22 protein-coding genes are annotated in these 21,850 nt (G+C 72.1%); 12 read left to right on the forward strand and 10 right to left on the reverse strand.

The genetic code is table 11. The features are described 5' to 3' along the window. Positions 1-51 precede the first annotated feature (51 nt). From tilS to folE, 4 genes are all read left to right on the forward strand, one after another. Positions 52-1,089: a tRNA lysidine(34) synthetase TilS gene (gene tilS, locus AB0C73_RS31980; RefSeq protein ID WP_362536886.1), complete on the forward strand. Its 1,038-nt coding sequence runs from the start codon at positions 52-54 to the stop codon at positions 1,087-1,089. A gap of 50 nt (positions 1,090-1,139) precedes the next feature. Further along, positions 1,140-1,679: a hypoxanthine phosphoribosyltransferase gene (hpt, locus tag AB0C73_RS31985; RefSeq protein ID WP_265865395.1), complete on the forward strand. Its 540-nt coding sequence runs from the start codon at positions 1,140-1,142 to the stop codon at positions 1,677-1,679. Between the two features lie 184 nt (positions 1,680-1,863). Further along, positions 1,864-3,888, forward strand: a complete 2,025-nt coding sequence (gene ftsH / locus AB0C73_RS31990) for an ATP-dependent zinc metalloprotease FtsH (protein ID WP_362536887.1) — start codon at positions 1,864-1,866, stop codon at positions 3,886-3,888. Between the two features lie 111 nt (positions 3,889-3,999). Continuing rightward, entirely contained in the window at positions 4,000-4,605 is a 606-nt protein-coding gene (folE, locus tag AB0C73_RS31995; RefSeq protein WP_362536888.1) for a GTP cyclohydrolase I FolE, read from the forward strand. A gap of 7 nt (positions 4,606-4,612) precedes the next feature. On the opposite strand, the gene AB0C73_RS32000 is transcribed toward folE, so the two are convergent. The 6 genes from AB0C73_RS32000 to AB0C73_RS32025 form a co-directional block, all read right to left on the reverse strand. After that, entirely contained in the window at positions 4,613-5,110 is a 498-nt protein-coding gene (locus tag AB0C73_RS32000; protein ID WP_362536889.1) for a DUF3180 domain-containing protein, read from the reverse strand. Positions 5,111-5,160: 50 nt separating this feature from the next. After that, entirely contained in the window at positions 5,161-5,760 is a 600-nt protein-coding gene (gene folK / locus AB0C73_RS32005) for a 2-amino-4-hydroxy-6-hydroxymethyldihydropteridine diphosphokinase (RefSeq protein ID WP_362536890.1), read from the reverse strand. Then, the gene (gene folB / locus AB0C73_RS32010; RefSeq protein WP_362536891.1) at positions 5,757-6,116 is read right to left on the reverse strand and encodes a dihydroneopterin aldolase; all 360 of its coding nucleotides are present in this window, start codon (positions 6,114-6,116) and stop codon (positions 5,757-5,759) included. The genes folK and folB overlap by 4 nt, the downstream gene beginning before the upstream one ends. Positions 6,117-6,249: 133 nt before the next feature. Beyond that, positions 6,250-6,714, reverse strand: coding sequence for a nuclear transport factor 2 family protein (locus AB0C73_RS32015; RefSeq protein WP_362536892.1), 465 nt, complete (start codon positions 6,712-6,714; stop codon positions 6,250-6,252). Beyond that, positions 6,711-7,574, reverse strand: a complete 864-nt coding sequence (folP, locus tag AB0C73_RS32020) for a dihydropteroate synthase (RefSeq protein ID WP_362536893.1) — start codon at positions 7,572-7,574, stop codon at positions 6,711-6,713. Before folP ends, AB0C73_RS32015 begins: the two co-directional genes overlap by 4 nt. 41 nt (positions 7,575-7,615) lie before the next feature. Further along, a complete protein-coding gene (locus tag AB0C73_RS32025; protein WP_362536894.1) occupies positions 7,616-9,460 on the reverse strand; it encodes a phosphatidylglycerol lysyltransferase domain-containing protein in 1,845 nt (614 codons plus the stop codon). 179 nt (positions 9,461-9,639) lie between these two features. Here AB0C73_RS32025 and AB0C73_RS32030 point away from each other — a divergent pair, with 179 nt between their 5' ends. Next, the gene (locus tag AB0C73_RS32030) at positions 9,640-10,755 is read left to right on the forward strand and encodes an alpha/beta hydrolase-fold protein (protein WP_362536895.1); all 1,116 of its coding nucleotides are present in this window, start codon (positions 9,640-9,642) and stop codon (positions 10,753-10,755) included. Here the strand turns inward: AB0C73_RS32030 and AB0C73_RS32035 are convergent. Next, a complete protein-coding gene (locus AB0C73_RS32035; protein WP_362536896.1) occupies positions 10,742-11,743 on the reverse strand; it encodes an ATP-binding cassette domain-containing protein in 1,002 nt (333 codons plus the stop codon). The two genes, AB0C73_RS32030 and AB0C73_RS32035, sit on opposite strands and share 14 nt — an antisense overlap. 130 nt (positions 11,744-11,873) lie before the next feature. On the opposite strand from AB0C73_RS32035, the gene AB0C73_RS32040 reads away from it, so the two are divergent. The 4 genes from AB0C73_RS32040 (at position 11,874) to AB0C73_RS32055 (ending at position 15,430) form a co-directional block, all read left to right on the forward strand. Beyond that, positions 11,874-12,569, forward strand: a complete 696-nt coding sequence (locus AB0C73_RS32040; RefSeq protein WP_362536897.1) for an ABC transporter permease — start codon at positions 11,874-11,876, stop codon at positions 12,567-12,569. Position 12,570: 1 nt separating this feature from the next. Then, a complete protein-coding gene (locus AB0C73_RS32045; RefSeq protein WP_362536898.1) occupies positions 12,571-13,242 on the forward strand; it encodes an ABC transporter permease in 672 nt (223 codons plus the stop codon). Beyond that, entirely contained in the window at positions 13,239-14,231 is a 993-nt protein-coding gene (locus AB0C73_RS32050; RefSeq protein ID WP_362536899.1) for an ABC transporter substrate-binding protein, read from the forward strand. Before AB0C73_RS32045 ends, AB0C73_RS32050 begins: the two co-directional genes overlap by 4 nt. Before the next feature lie 131 nt (positions 14,232-14,362). Continuing rightward, positions 14,363-15,430 (forward strand): hypothetical protein, encoded by a 1,068-nt coding sequence (locus AB0C73_RS32055; protein ID WP_362536900.1) that lies wholly within the window; start codon positions 14,363-14,365, stop codon positions 15,428-15,430. A gap of 69 nt (positions 15,431-15,499) precedes the next feature. Here the strand turns inward: AB0C73_RS32055 and AB0C73_RS32060 are convergent, their stop codons facing one another. Next, positions 15,500-16,642, reverse strand: coding sequence for an NADH-quinone oxidoreductase subunit D (locus tag AB0C73_RS32060; protein WP_362536901.1), 1,143 nt, complete (start codon positions 16,640-16,642; stop codon positions 15,500-15,502). Positions 16,643-16,647: 5 nt separating this feature from the next. Continuing rightward, positions 16,648-17,616: an SAM-dependent methyltransferase gene (locus tag AB0C73_RS32065; protein WP_362536902.1), complete on the reverse strand. Its 969-nt coding sequence runs from the start codon at positions 17,614-17,616 to the stop codon at positions 16,648-16,650. A 232-nt stretch (positions 17,617-17,848) separates the two neighbouring features. On the opposite strand from AB0C73_RS32065, the gene AB0C73_RS32070 reads away from it, so the two are divergent. The 3 genes from AB0C73_RS32070 to AB0C73_RS32080 are packed head-to-tail and all read left to right on the forward strand — an operon-like array spanning position 17,849 to position 20,378. Then, a complete protein-coding gene (locus tag AB0C73_RS32070; protein WP_362536903.1) occupies positions 17,849-19,054 on the forward strand; it encodes a sensor histidine kinase in 1,206 nt (401 codons plus the stop codon). Positions 19,055-19,075: 21 nt separating this feature from the next. Further along, the gene (locus AB0C73_RS32075; RefSeq protein ID WP_362536904.1) at positions 19,076-19,756 is read left to right on the forward strand and encodes a response regulator transcription factor; all 681 of its coding nucleotides are present in this window, start codon (positions 19,076-19,078) and stop codon (positions 19,754-19,756) included. A gap of 13 nt (positions 19,757-19,769) precedes the next feature. Next, positions 19,770-20,378, forward strand: coding sequence for an ATP-binding protein (locus AB0C73_RS32080; RefSeq protein ID WP_362536944.1), 609 nt, complete (start codon positions 19,770-19,772; stop codon positions 20,376-20,378). Positions 20,379-20,389: 11 nt separating this feature from the next. Here the strand turns inward: AB0C73_RS32080 and AB0C73_RS32085 are convergent, their stop codons facing one another. Then, complete coding sequence (locus AB0C73_RS32085; protein ID WP_362536905.1) at positions 20,390-21,484, reverse strand: DUF5937 family protein; 1,095 nt, start codon at positions 21,482-21,484, stop codon at positions 20,390-20,392. Positions 21,485-21,850: the final 366 nt, after the last annotated feature.

The following is a 21,850-nucleotide window of genomic DNA, read 5'->3' on the forward strand; positions in this document are numbered from 1 at the left end:
CGTTAAGACTCCGACCGAGGCACCCCACTCTCTCCACGAAGGGCACCGGACATGGGTCCCCATCCTGCGGTCGCGGCGATACGCCTGGCGGTCCGCCGCGTACTCCACGACGTCCTCACCGACCACTCCGCCTCCTCGCGCCCCGAGCACCCCGATGCGCCGGGCGCCGGCACCACCGAGCCCCTGGTGCTCGTCGCCTGCTCCGGCGGCGCCGACTCCATGGCACTCGCCTCCGCGCTCGCCTTCGAGGCCCGCAAACTCCCCGTCCGCGCCGGCGGCATCACCGTCGACCACGGCCTCCAGCACGGCTCCACCCAGCGCGCCCGCGACGTCGCCGACCGCATGACCGGCCTCGGCCTCGACCCCGTCGAAGCCGTCACCGTCACCGTCGGCCGCGACGGCGGGCCCGAAGCCGCCGCCCGCGACGCCCGCTACACCGCCCTCGACGCCGCCGCCGAGCGCCACGGCGCCACCGCGATCCTGCTCGGACACACCCGCGACGACCAGGCCGAAACCGTCCTCCTCGGCCTCGCCCGCGGCTCCGGCATCCGCTCCCTCTCCGGCATGGCAGCCGTCTCCGGCACCGCGGGCCGCTACCGCCGCCCCTTCCTGGAGCTCGACCGGCAGACCGTCCGCAAGGCCTGCATCGCCCAGGAACTCGCCGTCTGGGACGACCCCCACAACAGCGACCCGGCCTACACCCGCTCCCGGCTCCGCCACGAAGGCCTCCCCGCCCTGGAGAAGGCCCTCGGCAAGGGAGTCGTCGAAGCCCTCGCCCGAACGGCCCAGCTGTCCCGCGACGACGCCGACGCCCTCGACTCCTGGGCCGCCGACGCCGAGGCCCTCGTGCGCGACGACACCGGCATCCTCGAATGCGCCAAGCTCTTCGGACTGCCCCCCGCCGTCCGCCGCCGCGTCCTGCGCCGCGCCGTGATCGCCGAGGGCGCGCCCGCCGGATCGCTGTTCGCCCGCCACATCGAAGAAGTCGACCGGCTGATCACCGGATGGCGCGGTCAGGGGGCCATCAACCTGCCCGGACGCGTCGAGGCACTGCGCCAGGGTGGCAGACTGGTCATTCGGCAAGGCTGACCGCAAAGTCGCAAGCTGCAACGAAAGTGACCCGGGTGAACGAGAAGGACATGGGCGCCGACCTCCAGTCGGTCCTCATCACCAAGGAAGAGATCGACGCGAAGCTCGCCGAGCTCGCCGCGAAGATCGACGCGGAGTACGCGGGCAAGGACCTGCTCATCGTCGGCGTGCTCAAGGGCGCCGTGATGGTGATGGCGGACCTGGCGCGCGCCCTGTCCACCCCCGTCACCATGGACTGGATGGCCGTCTCCTCCTACGGAGCCGGCACCCAGTCCTCCGGCGTGGTCCGCATCCTCAAGGACCTCGACACCGACATCAAGGGCCGGCACGTCCTGATCGTCGAGGACATCATCGACTCGGGCCTGACGCTGTCCTGGCTCCTGTCGAACCTCGGCTCGCGCGAGCCGGCCTCCCTGGAGGTCTGCACCCTCCTGCGCAAGCCGGACGCCGCCAAGGTCGCCATCGACGTCAAGTGGATCGGCTTCGACATCCCCAACGAGTTCGTCGTCGGATACGGCCTCGACTACGCCGAGAAGTACCGGAATCTCCCGTTCGTCGGCACCCTCGCCCCGCACGTCTACGGCGGCTGAGGGGCCCCGTCCCCCAGGGGAACCCGCACCGCCTTCCCTCCGTTGAAGCAGTTGAAGCAAGGGAAGGCGGCCGCAGGCCCCACAGCTGGGGTACCGTCCGAAGAACAGCTTTTTCACACCGCAGCTACTCAGCAGCATTCACCTACGGGCAGGAGGGACGGGGCGGCACACTCGCCTCGTATGGATGGACGTGAAGCGATACTTCCGTGGGCCGGTCATGTGGATCGTGCTGGCCGTCCTCGCCGTGGTCGTGCTGATGCAGGTCGTCGGCTCGTCCGAGGGCTACAAGACGGTGGACACCGGCAAGGTCGTCCAGGCGATCGACAAGAACCAGGTCAAATCCGCAAAGATCACCACCGGTGACGAGCAGGTCATCAAGATCACGCTCGTCGACGGCCAGAAGATCGACAAGAGCGGCAAGGTCCAGGCCAACTACATCGGCACCCAGGGTGCCGACCTGGCCGACAAGCTGCAGGAGAAGTTCGAGGCCGGACAGATCGAGGGCGGCTACACCGTCTCCCCCGAGAAGCAGTCCCCCTTCGTCTCGGTGCTCTTCTCCCTGCTCCCCTTCGTCCTCATCGTGGTCGTCTTCCTCTTCCTGATGAACCAGATGCAGGGCGGCGGCTCCCGCGTCATGAACTTCGGGAAGTCCAAGGCCAAGCTCATCACCAAGGACACCCCCAAGACGACCTTCGCCGACGTCGCGGGCTCGGACGAGGCGGTCGAGGAACTCCACGAGATCAAGGAATTCCTCCAGGAGCCGGCCAAGTTCCAGGCCGTCGGCGCCAAGATCCCCAAGGGCGTGCTGCTCTACGGCCCGCCCGGAACCGGCAAGACCCTCCTCGCGCGCGCCGTCGCCGGCGAGGCGGGCGTGCCGTTCTACTCGATCTCCGGCTCCGACTTCGTCGAGATGTTCGTCGGTGTCGGCGCCAGCCGCGTCCGCGACCTCTTCGAGCAGGCCAAGGCCAACGCCCCGGCCATCGTCTTCGTCGACGAGATCGACGCGGTCGGCCGCCACCGCGGCGCCGGCCTCGGCGGCGGACACGACGAGCGCGAGCAGACCCTCAACCAGCTGCTCGTCGAGATGGACGGCTTCGACGTCAAGGGCGGCGTCATCCTGATCGCCGCCACCAACCGGCCCGACATCCTCGACCCCGCCCTCCTGCGCCCGGGCCGCTTCGACCGGCAGATCGCCGTCGACCGCCCCGACATGCAGGGCCGCCTGGAGATCCTCAAGGTCCACCAGAAGGGCAAGCCGGTCGCCCCGGACGTCGACCTCGGCGCCGTCGCCCGCCGCACCCCCGGCTTCACCGGTGCCGATCTCTCCAACGTCCTCAACGAGGCGGCGCTCCTCACCGCCCGCTCGGACAAGAAGCTGATCGACAACCCGGCGCTCGACGAGGCGATCGACCGCGTGGTCGCGGGCCCGCAGAAGCGGACCCGGATCATGTCGGACAAGGAGAAGAAGATCACCGCGTACCACGAGGGCGGCCACGCCCTGGTCGCGGCGGCCTCGCCGAACTCCGACCCGGTCCACAAGATCACCATCCTGTCCCGCGGCCGGGCCCTGGGCTACACCATGGTCCTGCCCGACGAGGACAAGTACTCGACCACCCGCAACGAGATGCTCGACCAGCTCGCCTACATGCTGGGCGGGCGCGCCGCCGAGGAACTGGTCTTCCACGACCCGACCACCGGCGCCGCGAACGACATCGAGAAGGCCACGGCCACGGCCCGCGCGATGGTCACCCAGTACGGCATGACCGAGCGGCTCGGCGCCATCAAGTTCGGCGGCGACAACACCGAGCCCTTCCTCGGCCGTGAGATGGCGCACCAGCGCGACTACTCGGAAGAGGTCGCCGCGCTGGTCGACGAAGAGGTCAAGAAGCTCATCGAGACCGCGCACAACGAGGCGTGGGAGATCCTGGTCGAGAACCGCGACGTCCTCGACAACCTGGTCCTGGCGCTCCTGGAGAAGGAGACCCTGGGCAAGGAGGAGATCGCCGAGATCTTCGCCCCCATCGTCAAGCGCCCGGCCCGCCCGGCCTGGACGGGCTCGGCCCGCCGCACCCCGTCCACCCGCCCGCCGGTCCTCTCCCCGAAGGAGCTGGCCCTGACCAACAGCGCCAACGGCTCCTCGGCGGCGACCGCCCCGGTCGACACCACCAAGTCGATCGACCTCGCCCCGGAGGACACCCCGGAGCCGTAGCCTCCGCCCGCGGACGGGTCCCGGAATGGAAGCCGCGCCCCCACAGGTTCTAGCCTGTGGGGGCGCGGCCTATTTCGCGCCATGTCAGAGGACAGACGGAACGAGGCACAGATGACCGACCCGGTGACGCTGGACGGCGAGGGCACGATCGGCGAGTTCGACGAGAAGCGCGCCGAGAACGCCGTACGGGAGCTCCTCATCGCGGTCGGCGAGGACCCGGACCGCGAGGGGCTGCGGGAGACGCCGGCGCGGGTGGCGCGGGCGTACAAGGAGCTCTTCGCGGGGCTGTGGCAGACGCCCGAGGATGTCCTGACGACGACGTTCGACCTCGGACACGACGAGATGGTCCTCGTGAAGGACATTGAACTGACCAGTCAGTGTGAGCACCATTTGCTCCCATTCCATGGTGTAGCTCACATCGGTTATATTCCGGCCGAAACGGGCAAGATCACCGGCCTGTCGAAGCTGGCCCGTCTCGTCGATGTCTTCGCCCGCCGCCCGCAGGTGCAGGAGCGCCTGACGACGCAGATCGCCGATTCGCTGATGCGGATCCTCGACGCGCGTGGCGCGATCGTCGTGATCGAGGCCGAGCACATGTGCATGGCTCTGCGCGGAGTCCGCAAGCCGGGCGCCAAGACGACCACCTCGGCGGTACGTGGTCAGCTCCGTGACGCCACGACCCGAGCCGAGGCCATGTCCCTGATACTGGCCCGTTAGCGGAATGTCAGGAGGCCCGGGCGTGTCCGCTCGGGCCTTCGCCGTTTCCGTTCTCGTCCTCCGGGAGCTTGCAGACGTGTTCCAGGAAGAGGGCCGCGGCGATGACGGCGATGCCGGCGAGGACCGAGAAGGCGGCGTAGATGGCCTGGTCGCGGCGGGCGGGGACGTCGAGGGAGCCGAGGAGGAAGACGCCCGTGCCGCCGTACATGCCGGCGACGAGGGCGGCGACCAGGGCGCTGGCCTGGCCGAAGACGACGGCGCGGGCGGCCATCAGGGGTTCGACGCCCTTGGCGTCCGGGTGGCGCTCGCGCTGGGCCTTGAGGCGGGCGCGGATCGAGAGGGCCGTGGCGGTGAGGACGACGGCGATGACGGCGAGCACGATGGGGGCCGCGAGCGGCACGCTGGGGAGCGTGCCGAGTGCGTCCCACAGGCGGGCGGCGCCCCAGGACAGGACGCCGGCGCCGAGGAACAGTCCGGCGAGCACCTTGAGCCGCAGTTGTTTCACCGGGTGTCCTTCGTCCGTTCGTCGGTGGGTGTCTTCGACGAGCGTAACGACTACTCGGGGAGTCGGAGTTCCAGGTCGGTGCGTGGCACGACGCCTTCGGTGCCGAGGGCGGCGAGGAGGTCGGCGACGGCGCCGTGCCCGGGGATCTGCGCCTGGGGGTCGACGTCGTGCCAGGGGGCGAGGACGAAGGCGCGCTGGTGGGCGCGGGGGTGCGGGAGGGTGAGGACCGGGTCGTCGGAGACGACGTCGGCGTAGCTGATGATGTCGACGTCGATGGTGCGGGCGCCCCAGCGCTCGTCGCGGACCCGGTGGAAGGCCTCCTCGACGGCGTGGGCCCGCTCCAGGAGCGAGGAGGGCGGCAGCGTGGTCCTGACCAGGACGACGGCGTTGAGGTAGGAGGGCTGGGTGCCCGGTTCGACGCCCCAGGGCTCGGTCTCGTACACGGGTGAGACGGCCTTGACCCGTACGCCGGGGGTGTCTTCGAGGGCGTCGACGGCGCCCTGGAGGTTGTCGAGGCGGTTGCCGAGGTTGCCGCCGAGGGCGATGACGGCCCATTTGGGGTTGGAGAGGGTCGTGTCGGCGGCGTCGACGGCGGCGGTGACGGCCGCGGGGACGGGCTGCACGGTGGGATCGCTGTGCTGGGGCTTCATGCGCGGCTCCGGGTGATGGTGACGGTCACGTCGTCGAAGGGGACGGTGATCGGTGCGTCCGGCTTGTGGACGACGACCTCGACCTCCTGGACGCCGGCGTGCTTGAGGCACTGCTGGGCGATGCGCTCGGCGAGTGTCTCGATGAGGTCCACGGGTTCGCCCTGGACGACGTCGACGACCTCTTCGGCGACGATGCCGTAGTGGACGGTCTTCGTCAGGTCGTCGTCGGCGGCGGCGGGGCGGGTGTCGAGGCCCAGGGTGAGGTCGACGATGAAGGTCTGGCCTTCCTCGCGCTCCTTGGGGAAGACGCCGTGGTGCCCTCGGGCCTTGAGGCCGCGCAGCGCGACACGATCCACGCGAATCACTCCTGCTGTCGTAGTTCGGATGGCCACGCAGCCGGGTGCGGACGGCCGGGTGTCCACCATCGAATCTACCCGCGGGGACCGACAGCCGGACCGGGGGCTCCTGACCGGCGGATCGGTCGGTACCTCAGTCCGTTCCGTCGCCGTCCTCGCCGGGCTCGGTCTCGGGCAGGACGGGGGAGCCGTGGTGGGACCACACCTTCCACCCCTGTGACGTGCGGCGGAACACGTTGGTGGCGACGACGAGCTGTCCGACGAGGGGGCCGAGTTCGGCGCCGTCCTCGGCGGGTCCGCCGCTGAGGATGTTCTCGGTGCACGTGACGATGGCCACGTCGCCGGCCAGGGAGACCTCGACGTCGGTGAGGAAGAACTGGATGTAGTCGGTGTTCGCCATGATCAGGGCGTACGAGCGGAGCACCTCGCCGCGGCCGGTGAGGACGGGCCAGCCGGGGTGGACGCAGGAGATCTCGATGGCGCCGTCGTCGAGCCAGAGGTCGGTGATGCCGTCGAAGTCTCCCTGTTCCATCGCCTCGTAGAAGGCGGTGTTGGCGGCTTCGACGGCCGCCCGGTCGGCCTGGCGGGCGCGGGTCACCGGGCTCCTTCGACGGCTCTGGCGACGCGTACGGCGTCGGCGGTGGCGCGGACCTCGTGGACGCGGACGGCCCAGGCGCCTTCGTGGGCGGCGATGGCGGAGACGGCGGCGGTGGCGGCGTCGCGTTCGCGGGCGGGGGGCGGGGTGGCGCCGGGTTCGCGGGTGAGGACGTGGCCGAGGAAGCGCTTGCGGGAGGCGGCGACGAGGAGGGGGCGGCCGAGGGCGCGGAGCTCGGGGAGGTGGGCGACGAGGGCGAGGTCGTGGGGGGCGAGCTTGGCGAAGCCGAGGCCGGGGTCGAGGACGATGCGCTCGGGGGCGACGCCGCCGTCGATGACGGCTTCCATGCGGGTGCGGAGCTCGGTGACGACTTCGCCGACGACGTCGTCGTACACGGCGAGGCTGTTCATGTTGTCGCTGAAGCCGCGCCAGTGCATGACGACGAAGGGGACCTCGGCGGCGGCGACGGCGGGGACCATGGCGGGATCGGCGAGGCCGCCGCTGACGTCGTTGACGAGGGTGGCGCCGGCCGCGACGGCCTGGGCGGCGACGGAGGCGCGCATGGTGTCGACGGAGACGGTGACGCCTTCGGCGGCGAGGCCGCGGACGACGGGGACGACGCGGCGGAGTTCCTCCTCCTCGTCGACGCGGGTGGCGCCGGGGCGGGTGGACTCGCCGCCGACGTCGACGAGGTCGGCGCCCTCGGCGACGAGGTCGAGGCCGTGCTTGACGGCGGCCGTGGTGTCGAACCAGCGGCCGCCGTCGGAGAAGGAGTCCGGGGTCACGTTGACCACGCCCATGACCGCGCAGCGGTCCCACTCCGGCAGGCCGAGCGCCGTGCCCCGAACGTTCGTCGTACTCATGTCTCCAGCGTAGGGCCCGATGGGGTGAGGGGGCTGCCCGGTCAGGCGGCGACCTCGTGCTCGCTCTGGGAGGGCACGATGTGGGCGCAGGGGCGGGGGGCCTTGGCGCGGGAGCGGCGGGTGAAGGGGCGGGGGAGTGAGAGGTTCACGAAGCCCTCGGCCTGCATGGCGGCGAAGCCGATGCGGGGGAGGTCGCCGCTCTTGCGGTAGACGACGAAGCGGGGTTCCCAGCGGGGCTGGAACTTGGCGTTGAACTTGTACAGCGACTCGATCTGGAACCAGCGGGAGAGGAAGACGAGCAGGCCGCGCCACACGCGCAGGACGGGTCCGGCGCCGATCTTCTCGCCGCGGGCGAGGGCGGCGCGGAACATCGCGAAGTTGAGGGAGACGCGGGCGATGCCGAGGCGGGGGGCCTGCTGGAGGGCGGCGACGATGAGGAGTTCGTTCATGCCGGGGTCGGCGCTGCGGTCGCGGCGCATGAGCTCCAGGGACATGCCGTCGGTGCCCCACGGGACGAAGTGGATGATCGCCTTCAGGTCGCCGTACGGGGAGTCGGCGGCGGTGGGGTCGTCGTCCTCTTTGTGTGCGGTCGCTATGACCGCCTCCCCGTCGCCGGGGCCGCCGATGCGGCCGAGGGCCATGGAGAAGCCGCGTTCGGTGTCGGTGCCGCGCCAGTCCTCGGCGGCGCGGCGGACGCGTTCGAGTTCGCCCTCGCTGAGGTCGGCGACGCGGCGGACCTTGGTGGTGTAGCCGTTGCGTTCGATGCGCTTGACCATCTGGCGGACGTTGCGCATGGCGCGGCCGGAGAGGGAGAAGCCGGCGACGTCGACGACGGCCTCGTCGCCGAGTTCGAGGGCGTCGAGTCCGGTCTCGCGGGTCCAGACCTGGCCGCCGGTCTCGGAGCAGCCCATGACGGCGGGGGTCCAGGAGTGGGCCTTGGCCTCGTCCATGAAGCGTTCGATGGCGCCGGGCCAGGCCTCGACGTCGCCGATGGGGTCGCCGCTGGCGAGCATGACGCCGGAGACGACGCGGTAGCAGACGGCGGCCTTGCCGCTGGGGGAGAAGACGACGCCCTTGTCGCGGCGGAGCGCGAAGTGGCCGAGGGAGTCGCGGGCTCCGTGCTTGTCGAGGAGGGCGCGCAGCCGGGTCTCGTCGTCCTCGGTGAGCCGGGCGGCCGGGTGTTCGGGCCGGAAGGCGAGGTAGATGGTGGTGAGGGCGGTGAGCATGCCGAGGGCGCCGAGGGAGTAGCCGACGGTCCAGCCGGTGTTGCCGGTGTAGTCGACGGGGCCTTCGACGCCGAACAGGCCGTACAGGACGTGTTCGAGGCGGTCGGCGAGGCTGGGGCTGCCGATGACCCGGCGCGGGTGGGCGCTGACGATGACCAGGCCGAGGGCGAGGGAGCCGGCGCCCATCAGGACGAAGTTGGCGACGGCGCGCCAGCGGCTGCGCGGGTCGGGCAGGGCGGCGAACTGGTCGCGGTGCACGCCGAGCAGGGTGAGCAGGGCGAGGGAGAGCACGGCGCCGGTGACGGAGTGGCGCCAGGTGAGCTGGGCGGCCGCGCCGAGTGGCAGCAGGACGACGGCGGCGCGCCAGGCGCGGCGCTTGTTGCGCTTGAGGCCGTGGGCGAGGAGCAGGAGCAGCACGCCCGCGCTGAGGGAGAGGGCGGCGGAGAGCGGCCCGAGGGTGCCGGGGAGGACCTCGGCGGCCGCGTGCATCCTGCTGGCCCGGAACCGCGGGAGGACTCCCGCGGCGATGTCGAGCAGGCCGATGAGCGTGCAGGCCGTGCCGACGAGTGTCGGGACCTTTTCCGGTCGGGGGCCGCGTACGATCCGGCGCACCCGATTCGGAACCGATCCTGATTTGTCCCCATCTACCGTGACAGACATCGCTTCCCGTGCTTCCCGTGGCTCCGCGAGAGATCGTTGATCCGGCTGGGCCAGGGCGCTTGGGCGGGCCGTGCCGGAGGTTGCGTTTTGCGCCTTCTAGGACGGAGCAGCGATGGGGCGGGTTCATTCGCCCTACGGGAAATCTCAGGGAACATTCAGGAAGAGAGCTCGGGCGTCTCATGGGTCTCACCAGCAACAAGGTTCTCGTGCTGGCGGTCGTGCTGGCCGTGGTGCTGTTCGCGGCCACGGTCTGGCTGTGGCCGCGGCTCGCGCGCGGCGGCTGGAAGTCCGTCCTGGGACGGATCGGCATGCTGCTCGTCACCCAGCTGGCCCTGTTCGCCTCGGTCGGTCTGGCGGCGAACAACTCCTTCCTCTTCTACGGCTCCTGGGCGGACCTGTTCGGGCAGGAGCAGGAGCTCGGGGTGGTGGTGGACCGCTCGGCCGGCTCCCATGACGTGCAGGTGGTGGGCACGCAGGCGCTCGACGGCGTGCCGGGCGGCTCCCGTCCCTCGGTCGGCGGGCAGATACAGAAGATCGTCATAGCGGGTGAGAAGTCGCGGATCGACTCCCCGGCGTACGTGTATCTGCCGCCGGAGTACTTCCAGGAGCGGTACGCGAAGGCGACGTTCCCGGCCGCCGTGGTGCTGACCGGGTATCCGGGCACGGCGGAGAACCTGCTCAAGGGCCTGAAGTACCCCCGGACGGCGTATCAGCAGGCCAGGGACGAGAAGATGCAGCCGATGATCCTGGTGATGCTGCGGCCGACGGTCGCGCCGCCGCGGGACACCGAGTGCGTGGACGTGCCGGGCGGGCCGCAGACCGAGACCTTCTTCGCCGAGGACCTGCCGAAGGCGATCTCGCAGACCTACCGGGTCGGGACGCGGGCGCGGAACTGGGGCTTCATGGGCAACTCGACCGGCGGCTACTGCGCCCTGAAGATCGTGCTGCACCACCCGGACCGGTTCGCCGCGGCCGCGGGCTTCTCCGCGTACTACAAGGCTGCGGAGGACGTGACGACCGGCGATCTGTTCCACGGGGACAAGGCGGCGAGGAAGCGGGCTGACCTGCTGTGGAGCCTGGACCACCTGCCGCAGCGGAACTCCTCGTTCCTGGTGACGTCCTCGCACCACGGGGAGGGCAATCTGAAGGCGACGAAGGAGTTCATGCGCAAGGTGAAGGCTCCGGCCCGGGTCTCGTCGATCATCCTCGACAGCGGCGGCCACAACTTCAACACCTGGAACAGGGAGATCCCGCCGGGCCTGGTGTGGATGGCCGGCCGCCTCAGCGCGAGCTGACCTGCTCCGTGTCCACGGTGGTCGTACGGCGCAGGGCGCGGTGGATCCCGGCCGCGGTGAGGGAGCCGAGCACCCGGTCGGGCGCGCCGGGCGCGTGGACGGCGATGCGCCCGGAGTCGTGCCGGAGCAGGACGGCGAGGGCGTCCTTGAGCGATGCGCCGAGAGGGACGGCGGGGACGGCGGGGGCCTTGTCCGGGCCCTCTCCGTCGGCGCGAGGCTCCAGGTCGGCCTCGGTGAGCGGGGTGACGGCGAGCCGCTTCAGGTCGCGGTCCGCGCCGACGAAGTCGGCGACGTACGGGGTGGCGGGCGCGGCGAGCACGGTGGCCGGGGTGTCGAACTGCTCGATGCGGCCCTGCCCGTAGACGGCGATGCGGTCGCCCAGGCGGACCGCCTCCTCCAGGTCGTGGGTGACGAACAGCACCGTCTTGCGGACGGTGGCCTGCAGGCGCAGGAACTCGCTCTGCAGGTGCTCGCGCACCACCGGGTCGACCGCGCCGAAGGGCTCGTCCATGAGGAGCACCGGCGGGTCGGCGGCGAGCGCCCGGGCCACCCCGACCCGCTGGCGCTGTCCGCCGGAGAGCTGCTCGGGGTAGCGGTGGCCGTAGGTGCCGGGGTCGAGGCCCACCAGGTCGAGGAGTTCGGCGGCCCGCTCGCGCGCCTTCGCCTTCTTCCAGCCGAGCAGGGCCGGGACGGTGGCGGTGTTGTCGAGGACGGTGCGGTGCGGGAAGAGGCCGACCTGCTGGATGACGTAGCCGATGGTGCGGCGCAGCCGGACCGGGTCGACGGCGGCGACGTCCTCGCCGCCGAGCAGGATCCGGCCGGAGCTGGGTTCGACGAGCCGGTTGACCATCTTCATGGTGGTGGTCTTGCCGCAGCCGGACGGGCCGACGAGCGTGACCAGTTCGCCCTCGGCGACCTCGAAGGTCAGGTCGTCGACCGCTGTCGTGCCGTCCGCGTAGCGCTTGGTCACCTGCTCGAACCGGATCATGGGTCCCATTCTCGCCCCATGCGGCCCGCGTTCGTCAGTGGCGGGAATGACGGTCGGCAGAACGATGTTCGACTGTTCGGGCGCGCGAAGAGCGTCGGCGACGGGGTCCGGGACGGGGGGTGTGTACGGCATGGCCGCGGCTAACTGCCTGGTGGCGAACGACTGGATCTGCGGGGAGTATCTGCGCACCCGCGCCCAGGAGTTGACCGACGCCACCCTCCAGCACGCGGGCATCACCGCCGCGTCGGTGCTGCTCGGTCTGGCCGTCGCGTTCCCGCTCGCGCTGCTCGTACGGGCCCGGCCGCGCCTCGCCGGACCGGTCCTCGGCCTCACCACCCTGCTCTACACGGTCCCCTCGCTCGCGATGTTCTCGCTGCTGCTGCCCTTCCTCGGCCTGTCCAGCGCGCTGGTCGTGACCGGACTCGTGCTCTACTCGCTGACCATCCTGGTGCGCGGGGTCCTCGCCGGACTCGCGGCCGTGCCCGCCGAGACCCGGGAGGCCGCCCGCGGCATGGGGTACGGGGCGGGCCGGCTGCTCTGGGAGGTCGAACTCCCCCTCGCGCTGCCCGCGCTGATGGCGGGCATACGGATGGCGACGGTCTCCACCGTCGCGCTCACCACGGTCGGCTCCCTCGTCGGCCGCGGCGGTCTGGGCAACCTCATCGAGGACGCCCTGCCCACCTTCTTCAAGGCCCAGGTGCTCGCCGCCTCGGTGCTCTGCGTGCTCCTCGCGGTCGCCGCCGACCTGCTGCTGCTCGGCCTCCAGCGGCTCCTCACGCCCTGGACCCGGGTCCGGGCCGCGGCCGGCCGCACGGGAGGTGCCTGACATGGGGGTCGTCGCGGACGCCTGGAGCTGGCTCACCACCGGCGCCCACTGGTCGGGCGAGGGCGGCGTGTGGCACCGGCTCGCCGAGCACCTGTACGTGAGCGGGACCGCGCTGCTCCTCGCCTGCGCCGTCGCCCTGCCGCTCGGTCTGTGGCTCGGGCACCTCGGCCGGGGCGGGACGCTCGCCGTCAACCTCTCCAACGCCGGCCGGGCCGTCCCCGTCTTCGCCGTCCTCGCCCTCTTCGCGATCTCGCCGCTGCGCAACGCCGGATACGTGCCCACCGTCGTCGCGCTCGTGCTCTTCGCGATACCCCCGCTGCTCACCCACGCCTATGTGGGCGTACGGGAGGTGGACCGCGCGGTCGTCGAGGCCGCCCGCGGGATGGGCATGTCCGGCGGACAGCTGTTCCGCGGGGTCGAACTGCCGCTGGCCCGGCCGATGCTGATGACCGGGCTGCGCTCCGCGGCGGTGCAGGTGGTCGCCACCGCGACCATCGCCGCCATGGTCGGCCAGGGCGGCCTCGGCCGGATCATCACCGCCGGATTCAACACGTACGACACACCGCAGGTGGTCGCGGGCGCCGTGCTCGTGGCCCTGCTCGCCCTTCTCGTGGAGGGGCTGCTCGTGGCAGCGGACCGGTTGCTCGGCCGCGCCGCACGACCGAAGGGATGATCTTTGTGAGCAGGACCTTGCGCAGCACGGGGGCGGTACTGGGCGCGATGGCGCTGGCCGTCTCGCTCGCCGCGTGCGGGGGCGGCGACAGCCTGGAGCAGTCCAAGGCCGGCGGCGGGGGCGGGAGCGGCAGCGGCGGCAAGAAGGGCTCGGTCGTGGTCGGCGCGGCCGCGTTCACCGAGGCGAAGGTGCTCGCCGAGCTCTACGCCCAGCTGCTCGACGACGCCGGATACTCCGCGAGCATCACCACCGTGAAGAATCGCGAGCTGTACGAACCGTCCCTGGAGAAGGGCGAGATCGACGTCGTACCGGAATACGCGGCCACGCTCGCGGAATTCCTCAACGCGAAGGCGAACGGGCCGAAGGCCCCCGAGGAGAGGCCGGTCGCCTCCGGAGACCCGGCCGCCACCACGGAAGCCCTCAAGAAGCTCGCCGAGCCGCGCGGACTGAAGGTGCTGGCTTACGGCGCGGCGGTCGACCAGAACGCCTTCGCCGTGAGCAGGGAATTCGCGGAGAAGAACAAGCTGACCACGCTTTCCGATCTCGGCGGCGCCGAGCTGAAGGTGAAGATCGCGGCGGGCGACGAATGCGGGATCCGGCCCTTCTGCGCGCCGGGTCTGAAGAAGGTCTACGGCATCGACGTGACCGGCGTCGACCCCAAGGGCGTCGGCACCCCGCAGGCCAAGCAGGCCGTCAAGGACGGCATCGACCAGCTCGTGCTCACGACCACCACGGACGCCACCGTGGAGTCCTTCGGACTCGTCTTCCTCCAGGACGACAAGAAGCTCCAGAACGCGGACAACGTCCTGCCCGTCGTCAATGCCGAGGACGCCGGATCGCCGGAGATAGCCGCCGCCCTCGACAAGATCACCAAGGTGCTCACCACGGCGGATCTCGCCGAACTCAACCGCAGGGTGGACGCCGAGCGCGCCAAGCCCGAGGACGTCGCGAAGGCCTATCTGGAGTCGAAGGGGCTGCTCAAGAAGTAGGCCCGGGAGAAGGGGAGTCCGCCCGGCCCGTCCGGTAAAGGGGACGGGCCGGGGCGGCGACGGTGAGAACTCGCCAAGAGATTGCCGGGCCGACCCCCCATACGGCGCCTACGCACGGTAAATTTCAGGCCATGCCACGTGGACGTCACCGCCATTCCCCACCCCTGCACAAGCTCCTGCCGCCCTCCGCGGTCGCCGGGGCTTCGGTCGTCTGTGCCGCGGGCGCCTGGCTGCTCGGTGATCCCGTGGTGCTGCGGCTGCTCGTCGCGGCCGCGGCGGCCGCCGCGGTCACCGGCGCCGTCCTCATGCGCAGTTGGGACCGGAGCGCCGGCCGCCAGGTCGCCGAGCTGGACCGGGCCCGCACCGCCGACCAGTGGAAGCACGAGGAGCGGATCGCCGAGCTGGAGTCCGACCTGGAGGAGTCGCGCGAGCTGCGCACCCGCCTGGACGCCAAGCTGCGAGCCAAGCGCGTCGAGCTCGCCGGCCTGCGCACCGAGCACGCCGACCTGCTCCGCCGCTACGCCACGGCGGAGACCGAGCGCGCCAGCGCCCTGGAGGGGCGCCGCGTGCTCGCCCTGGAGACCTCCGCCGCGACCGCCGCCGGTGCCGGCGCCGTCAAGGAACTCCCGGCCGCCGGATCCACGCCGACGCCCGAGGCCTACCGCCGGGCGGCCGAGGCGCTGCGGAGGCTGGCGAAGGAGGAGGCGGAGCCGGACGAGCAGCCGGAGCCGGAGCCCGCGGTGGAGCCGGAGGAACAGCCGGTGGCAGAGCTGGAGCCGGCGGCGGGAGCCCCGGTTGCCCAGGCCGCCGCGCCCGCTCCCGTACCGGCGCCCGCGCCCGCGCAGGACGACGCCCACACCAAGGCGCCCGCCATGCGCCATGTGCCGGCCGCGGCCGCGATCGTCCCGTACGCCGCCCGCCGCCCCGCACCCCGTCCCTCCGGCAACTTCGACTACTTCGGCACCCAGGGGAGCGGGCGGCCCGCGCTCGGCGCGAAGAAGGCCGCCGCCGCGATCGAGGCCGTCCAGGACACGGACCTGGCCGACGTCGTCGGCGAGGAGGTCCTGGAGGAGGCCCTCGCGGCCGCCGAGCCGCTGCCCCCGGAGCAGCGCGCGGTCGGCCAGGTCATCGACCTGACCGCGCACGACGAGACCGAGCAGCTCGATGTGGCGGAGCTGCGCGGCGCGGTCAGCTCGTAACGACCGACAGGTACGCGGAAGGCGCCGGTGGACCCGTCCACCGGCGCCTTCCGCGTATGTGTGCGCGTGCTACTTGTCGATGTCGCCGACCACGAAGAACAGCGAGCCGAGGATCGCCACCATGTCCGCGACCAGCGTCCCCGGCAGCAGCTCCGTCAGCGCCTGGATGTTGTTGTACGACGCCGAGCGCAGCTTCAGCCGGTACGGGGTCTTCTCGCCCTTGGACACCAGGTAGTAGCCGTTGATGCCGAGCGGGTTCTCGGTCCAGGCGTACGTGTGCCCCTCCGGCGCCTTCAGGACCTTCGGCAGCCGCTGGTTGACCGGCCCCTGCGGCAGCTCGTCGAGCCGGTCGAGGCAGGCGTCCGCGAGCTCGAGCGCGTTGTGCGTCTGGTCGAGCAGGCACTCGAAGCGGGCCAGGCAGTCGCCCTCGGTCCGGGTCACCACCCGCAGCACGTCCTGGAGCTCCCCGTACGCCAGATACGGCTCGTCCCGGCGCAGGTCGAAGTCGACGCCCGAGGCGCGCGCGATCGGCCCGGACACCCCGTACGCGTGCACCGTCTCCGGGCGCAGCACGCCGACGCCCCGGGTGCGTCCCCGGAAGATCTCGTTGCCGAGCACCAGCTTGTCGTACACGTCCATCCGCGAGCGCACGTCCGCGACCGCCTGCCGGGCCCGGCCGAGCCAGCCGGCCGGCAGGTCCTCCTTCAGGCCGCCGACCCGGTTGAACATGTAGTGCATCCGGCCGCCGGAGACCTCCTCCATGACGGCCTGGAGCTCCTCGCGCTCGCGGAAGGCGTAGAAGACGGGGGTGATGCCGCCCAGTTCGAGCGGGTACGAGCCGAGGAACATCAGATGGTTGAGGACCCGGTTCAGCTCGGCGAGCAGCGTGCGCGTCCACACGGCCCGCTCCGGCACCTCCATGCCGAGCATCCGCTCGACGCCCATGACGACCCCGAGCTCGTTGGAGAACGCGGACAGCCAGTCGTGCCGGTTGGCCAGCATGATGATCTGCCGGTAGTCCCGCGCCTCGAACAGCTTCTCCGCGCCGCGGTGCATGTACCCGACCACCGGCTCGGCCTCCCGCACCACCTCGCCGTCGAGCACCAGGCGCAGCCGGAGCACGCCGTGGGTGGAGGGGTGCTGCGGCCCGATGTTCAGCACCATGTCGGTGCTCTCCGCCGCGCCGCCGATGCCGACCGTGGTCTCCGTCATGCCGCTCAGTATCCCTCGCGGCCCCCGGCGCCCGGGACCCGCCGCATCAGCCACAGGAAGTCGCCGAGGCCGCCCCGGGCCGTCAGTTCGGCGGCCTCGCCGGCCGCGGCGAGCGCGCGGAGGTAGCCGGCGGGGTCGGTGGAGGCGAGGGAGAGGGGCGGGCGGGTGCCGGTGACGCCGAGGGCGTGCAGGGCCTCGCGCTGGGTGAGCAGCTCGGTCTCGCCACCACCGGCCATCGCGGCCGCGCAGGCGTCCAGGGCCACGTGCGCGGTCAGGTCCCGGCTGCCGTCCGGGACCGGCGGGACCTCGCGGCCGTCGTGGAAGGCGGTGAGGGTGCCGAAGGGCGGCCGGGCGGGGGCCAGGTGCGCGTAGTCGACGGCGACCGCCGTGCCCGCCGCGAGCGCGCCGACCGCCGCCGCCCAGGCCTCGTCGCGCGGCCGGCCGATCTCCGCCCGGGCGCCCGGCTCCCGCAGCGGCCACCAGCGCTCCAGCCACGCGGCGTCCGGGCCGGTCACGGCCGGGCCGAGCCGTTCCGCACCGCCCGCGTCGCCCGTATCGACCTCCACGTACCGGACCGTGCCGTCCTCGTCGGCCTGCGCGACGTCCACCGGCACGTTGTCCAGCCACTCGTTCGCGAAGAGGAGCCCGCGCTCGCCCCCGGGGATCCGGTCGGTCCAGGTGATCCGCGGGTCCAGGCCCGCCGGCCGGGCGGCGCGCTCCACCCCGTACGCCCGGACCCCGTCCCGCAGACCGGCCGGGAGCGCGGCGAGGACTCCGGTGAGCAGCTCGCCGCGTCCGGCGCCGACGTCCACGAAGGCGGGCGTCGGCGTGTCCAGCTCCTCCGCGGTCCGGACGAGCAGCCGGGCCACGGCGCCCGCGAACAGCGGGGAGGCGTGCACCGAGGTACGGAAGTGCCCGGCCGGTCCCTCGGGCCGCAGGAAGAAGCCGCCGGGGCCGTACAGGGCCCGCTCCATGGCCTCGCGCCAGCCGAGCCACCCCTGTCCTGCGCGCTGTCCTGCGCCCCGGCCTGCACCCTGCCCTTCGCCCCGGCCTTCGCCCGTCCCTCCGTCTGTCCCTTCGCCCGTCCCGGTACCCGTCTCATTCATCACGCGGCCCAGTCTCCACCTTGGGGAGTACGGCCCCGGCGGGAAGGATCGCCCCCACGATTGACCCCTGCACCTATCGGCGTTCCCTACGCTGGGTCACGTGCAGCGCCTCTACGACTTCCTCCGCAGACACCCGACGGGCGTCGACACCTTCTGGGCCGTCGTCCTCTTCGGGTTCTCCCTGCTGTGGGTGGGCACCACCTACCGGGCGATCGCCACGCCCCTCGCGTACGGCGTCGTCGCCGCGCTGCTGTCCCTGGTCGTGGCGCTGCGGCGGCGCATGCCGGAGAAGATGCTGGTCCTTGCGCTGGTGCTGGGCCTCGCCCAGCTCGCCTTCGGTCTCGTCCCGTTCATGGCCGACTTCGCCATGCTCGTGATCATCTACACCGTCGCCGCGCACGACGGCCCCCGCTGGGCCTCCCGGCTCGCCCTCGCGGGCGGGCTGAGCGCCGCGACCCTCTCCCAGCTGCGCTGGCCGCTTGAGGGCGGCAACGACTCCTCCGCCGCCAAGGTCTTCTTCACGGTCATCATGACCGTGCCCTTCGCCCTCGCCTGGGTCCTCGGTGACTCCCTGCGCACCCGCCGCGCCTACTTCGCGCAGCTGGAGGAACGTGCCTCCCGCCTGGAGAAGGAGCGCGAGGCGCAGGCCAAGGTCGCCGTCGCCGCCGAGCGCGCCCGGATCGCCCGCGAGCTGCACGACGTCGTCGCCCACAACGTCTCCGTGATGGTGGTGCAGGCCGACGGCGCCGCGTACGTCATGGACTCCTCGCCCGAGACCGCGAAGCAGGCCCTGGAGACGATCTCGTCCACCGGCCGGCAGGCCCTCGCCGAGATGCGCCGGCTGCTCGGCATCCTGCGCACCGGCGAGCACCAGGAGGCCGGGGAGTACGTGCCCCAGCCCGACGTCCGGCAGATCGAGGACCTGGTCGAGCAGGTCCGCGGCGCCGGCCTCACCGTCGACTTCAAGATCGAGGGCACCGCGCGCCCGCTGCCCAGCGGCGTCGAGCTCACCGCGTACCGGATCGTCCAGGAAGCCCTCACCAACACGCGCAAGCACGGCGGCCCCGAGGCCGGCGCCAGCGTCCGGCTCGTCTACTTCGACGACGGTCTCGGCCTGCTCGTCGAGGACGACGGGCGCGGGGCGCCGCAGGAGATGTACGAGGACGGCGGCGCGGACGGCCGCGGCCACGGCCTCATCGGCATGCGCGAGCGCGTCGGCATGGTCGGCGGCACCCTCGACGCGGGCCCGCGCCCCGGCGGCGGGTTCCGCATCAGCGCCCTGCTCCCCCTGAAGCCCGCCCACTGACGACCGTAAGGACCCCTGAAGATGTCCATCCGCGTGATGCTCGTCGACGACCAGGTGCTGCTGCGCACCGGTTTCCGCATGGTGCTCGCCGCCCAGCCGGACATGGAGGTCGTGGCGGAGGCGGGCGACGGGGTCGAGGCCCTGGAGGCGTTGCGGAACACGCAGGTGGACGTCGTCCTGATGGATGTGCGCATGCCCAAGCTGGACGGCGTGGAGACCACCCGGCGGATCTGCTCCGAGCCCGACGCGCCGAAGGTGCTGATCCTGACCACCTTCGACCTCGACGAGTACGCCTTCTCCGGGCTCAAGGCGGGTGCCAGCGGCTTCATGCTGAAGGACGTGCCGCCGGGCGAGCTGCTCGCCGCGATCCGCTCCGTGCACAGCGGCGACGCGGTCGTCGCCCCGTCCACCACCCGCCGCCTCCTCGACCGCTTCTCGCCGATGCTCCCGTCGAGCGGCCACGACACCGGCCACAAGGACCTGGACCGGCTCACCGACCGCGAGCGCGAGGTCATGCTGCTCGTCGCGCAGGGCCTGTCGAACGGCGAGATCGCGGCCCGCCTGGTCCTCTCCGAGGCGACCGTGAAGACCCACGTCGGCCGCATCCTCACCAAGCTGGACCTGCGCGACCGGGTGCAGGTCGTGGTCCTCGCGTACGAGACGGGCCTGGTGCGGGCGGGCGGCGGCGCGGGCGGGCGCTGACGTGGGCGCCGGCGTGCTGCTCTGGATCAACGGACCGTTCGGCGGCGGCAAGACGCAGACGGCGTACGAGCTGCGGCGACGGCTGCCGGGCAGCGTCGTCTGCGACCCCGAGCACATCGGCTTCGGCCTGCACCGCACGCTGCCGGCGGGGTTGCGCGGAGACTTCCAGGATCTGGTGGCCTGGCGGCAGGGCGTGTACGAGGTCCTGGACCTGGCGCTGCGGCGGCACGACGGGCCGGTGATCGTGCCGATGACGCTCGTCGAGCCCGCGTACTTCGCCGAGGTCGTCGGCCGGCTGCGGGACGCGTACGGCGCGGAACGGGTGCGGCACTTCGCGCTGCTCGCGGAGCGGGAGACGGTGCTGCGGCGGCTCACCGAGCGGGGCCTCGGGCGCGGCCTCAAGCGGGAGAGCTTCGCCGTACGGAAGCTGGACGGCTGCCTGGAGCGGCTCGCCGGACCGGAGTTCGCCCACCACATCCGTACGGACGAGCTGACCGTGCCGCAGGTCGCGGACCGGGTCGCGGAGCTGGCGGGCCTGCGGATCGCGCCCGACAGGGACGGGCGGGTGAGGCACCGGCTGCGGCGGATGCGGGTGGGGCTTTCCCACATCCGCTTCGACTGACGTCGGCTCGGCTACCGCAGGACCGATTCGAGGAAGTCGCTGCCCAGACGCGCGACCGCCGAGAAGTCCAGCTGGTGCAGCACGTACCGGCCGCGCCGCTGGGTGGTCAGCAGGCCCGCCTTCTTGAGCAGCGCCAGGTGCCGGGACACCTCGGGGGCGGTGATGCCGTACGCGTCGGCCAGCTCGCTCGTCGAGTACGCGCTGCGCGACAGGTTGCGGCACAGGCTCATCCGCATCGGGTGGGCCAGCGCCTCCAGGCGCAGCCGTACCGTCTCCACGGACTCGGTGCCGCCGACCTCGTGGGACGCCACCGGGTACTGGATCACCGGCTGCCAGCCCGGCGCGTACAGCGCGAGCAGGTGCGGCCAGCCGAACACGCTCGGCAGCAGCGTCAGCGCGCTGCCGCGGGCCTCGGTGTGGCCGTGCATCAGCTTGTCCACGACGATCCGGCGGCCGCCGTGCTCGTCCTCCTCCACGCTCAGCGCCGGCGACGCCGCCGCAAGGGCCTCCGCCAGGCCCTTGCGGCGCAGCAGCTCCGTCTTGTGCCGGGCGTCGGCGGTGAGCTGGACGCGGACCCGGCGCCAGGTGTCCCCGAAGAACGCGTCCTCGCAGTCCTCCATCAGCCGCCGGATCCACGCGCGCGTGGCGGTCGGATCGGCCAGCATCCGCTCCACGAAGGCGGCCTGGCGCGGCCCGCGCGCCGCCGCCAGATCCAGTGCCCTGCGCCGTGACCGGTCGTCGACGAGCGGCGACGGCAGGCCCTTCGGGTAGTGGCTGGTGCTGCACGAGATCTCCAGGGCCGCGCCGACGAACCTCTCGTCGTCCATCCGGTCCAGGTCGTCCAGCTCCTCCGCCAGGGTCGCCCGCGGCTGGGCCGGCATCAGGAGGTCGGAGCGCGTCGACCGCCACATGAAGTCGGCTTCGTGCAGCCGGTCGGCCAGCTCGGGCTTCAGGGCGGCGGAGGTCGCCGTCGTCCACGCGTGCAGGCGGGCGTGGTGGGCGGGCTCGGCGAGCGCGTGCAGCGCGTTGGCGAGTTCGGCGAGTGGGGACGGGCAGAAGGTGATCCGCTCGGGCGGCAGTCCGGTGATGTCGATGGTCACGCTCACGCCGTCTATGGTGCGGGGTCCGTGGGCGGTGTTGTCGCGCCGTTTGACGAGCCGCGTCAATCGGCGCGCGGCGCGTGGGCGGCCGGACGCACGGTGGGCCCATGAACGCGCTCCAGCAACACGCCCTCGACACGTACCGCGCCGCCCAGCACGGCACCCCTGCGCCGCCGGGCCCGGGGACGGGGGAGGTGCGGTGGTGGCGGTGGTGGCTGTGGTGGCGTGGGGGGCGCTCCGGTGGGCGCATTCGGGACTGCATGATTTACGGCGCGGACGGCTCCGATCAGTCGTGAACGCCCTGTCCCCGCGCCACAAATCACGCTTTACGTCCCGAACGTCGCCCCCCTGCACACCCCCCACTCCCGCCGG

Source organism: Streptomyces sp. NPDC048623, assembly GCF_040650755.1.
In the GTDB taxonomy this organism is placed as follows: domain Bacteria; phylum Actinomycetota; class Actinomycetes; order Streptomycetales; family Streptomycetaceae; genus Streptomyces.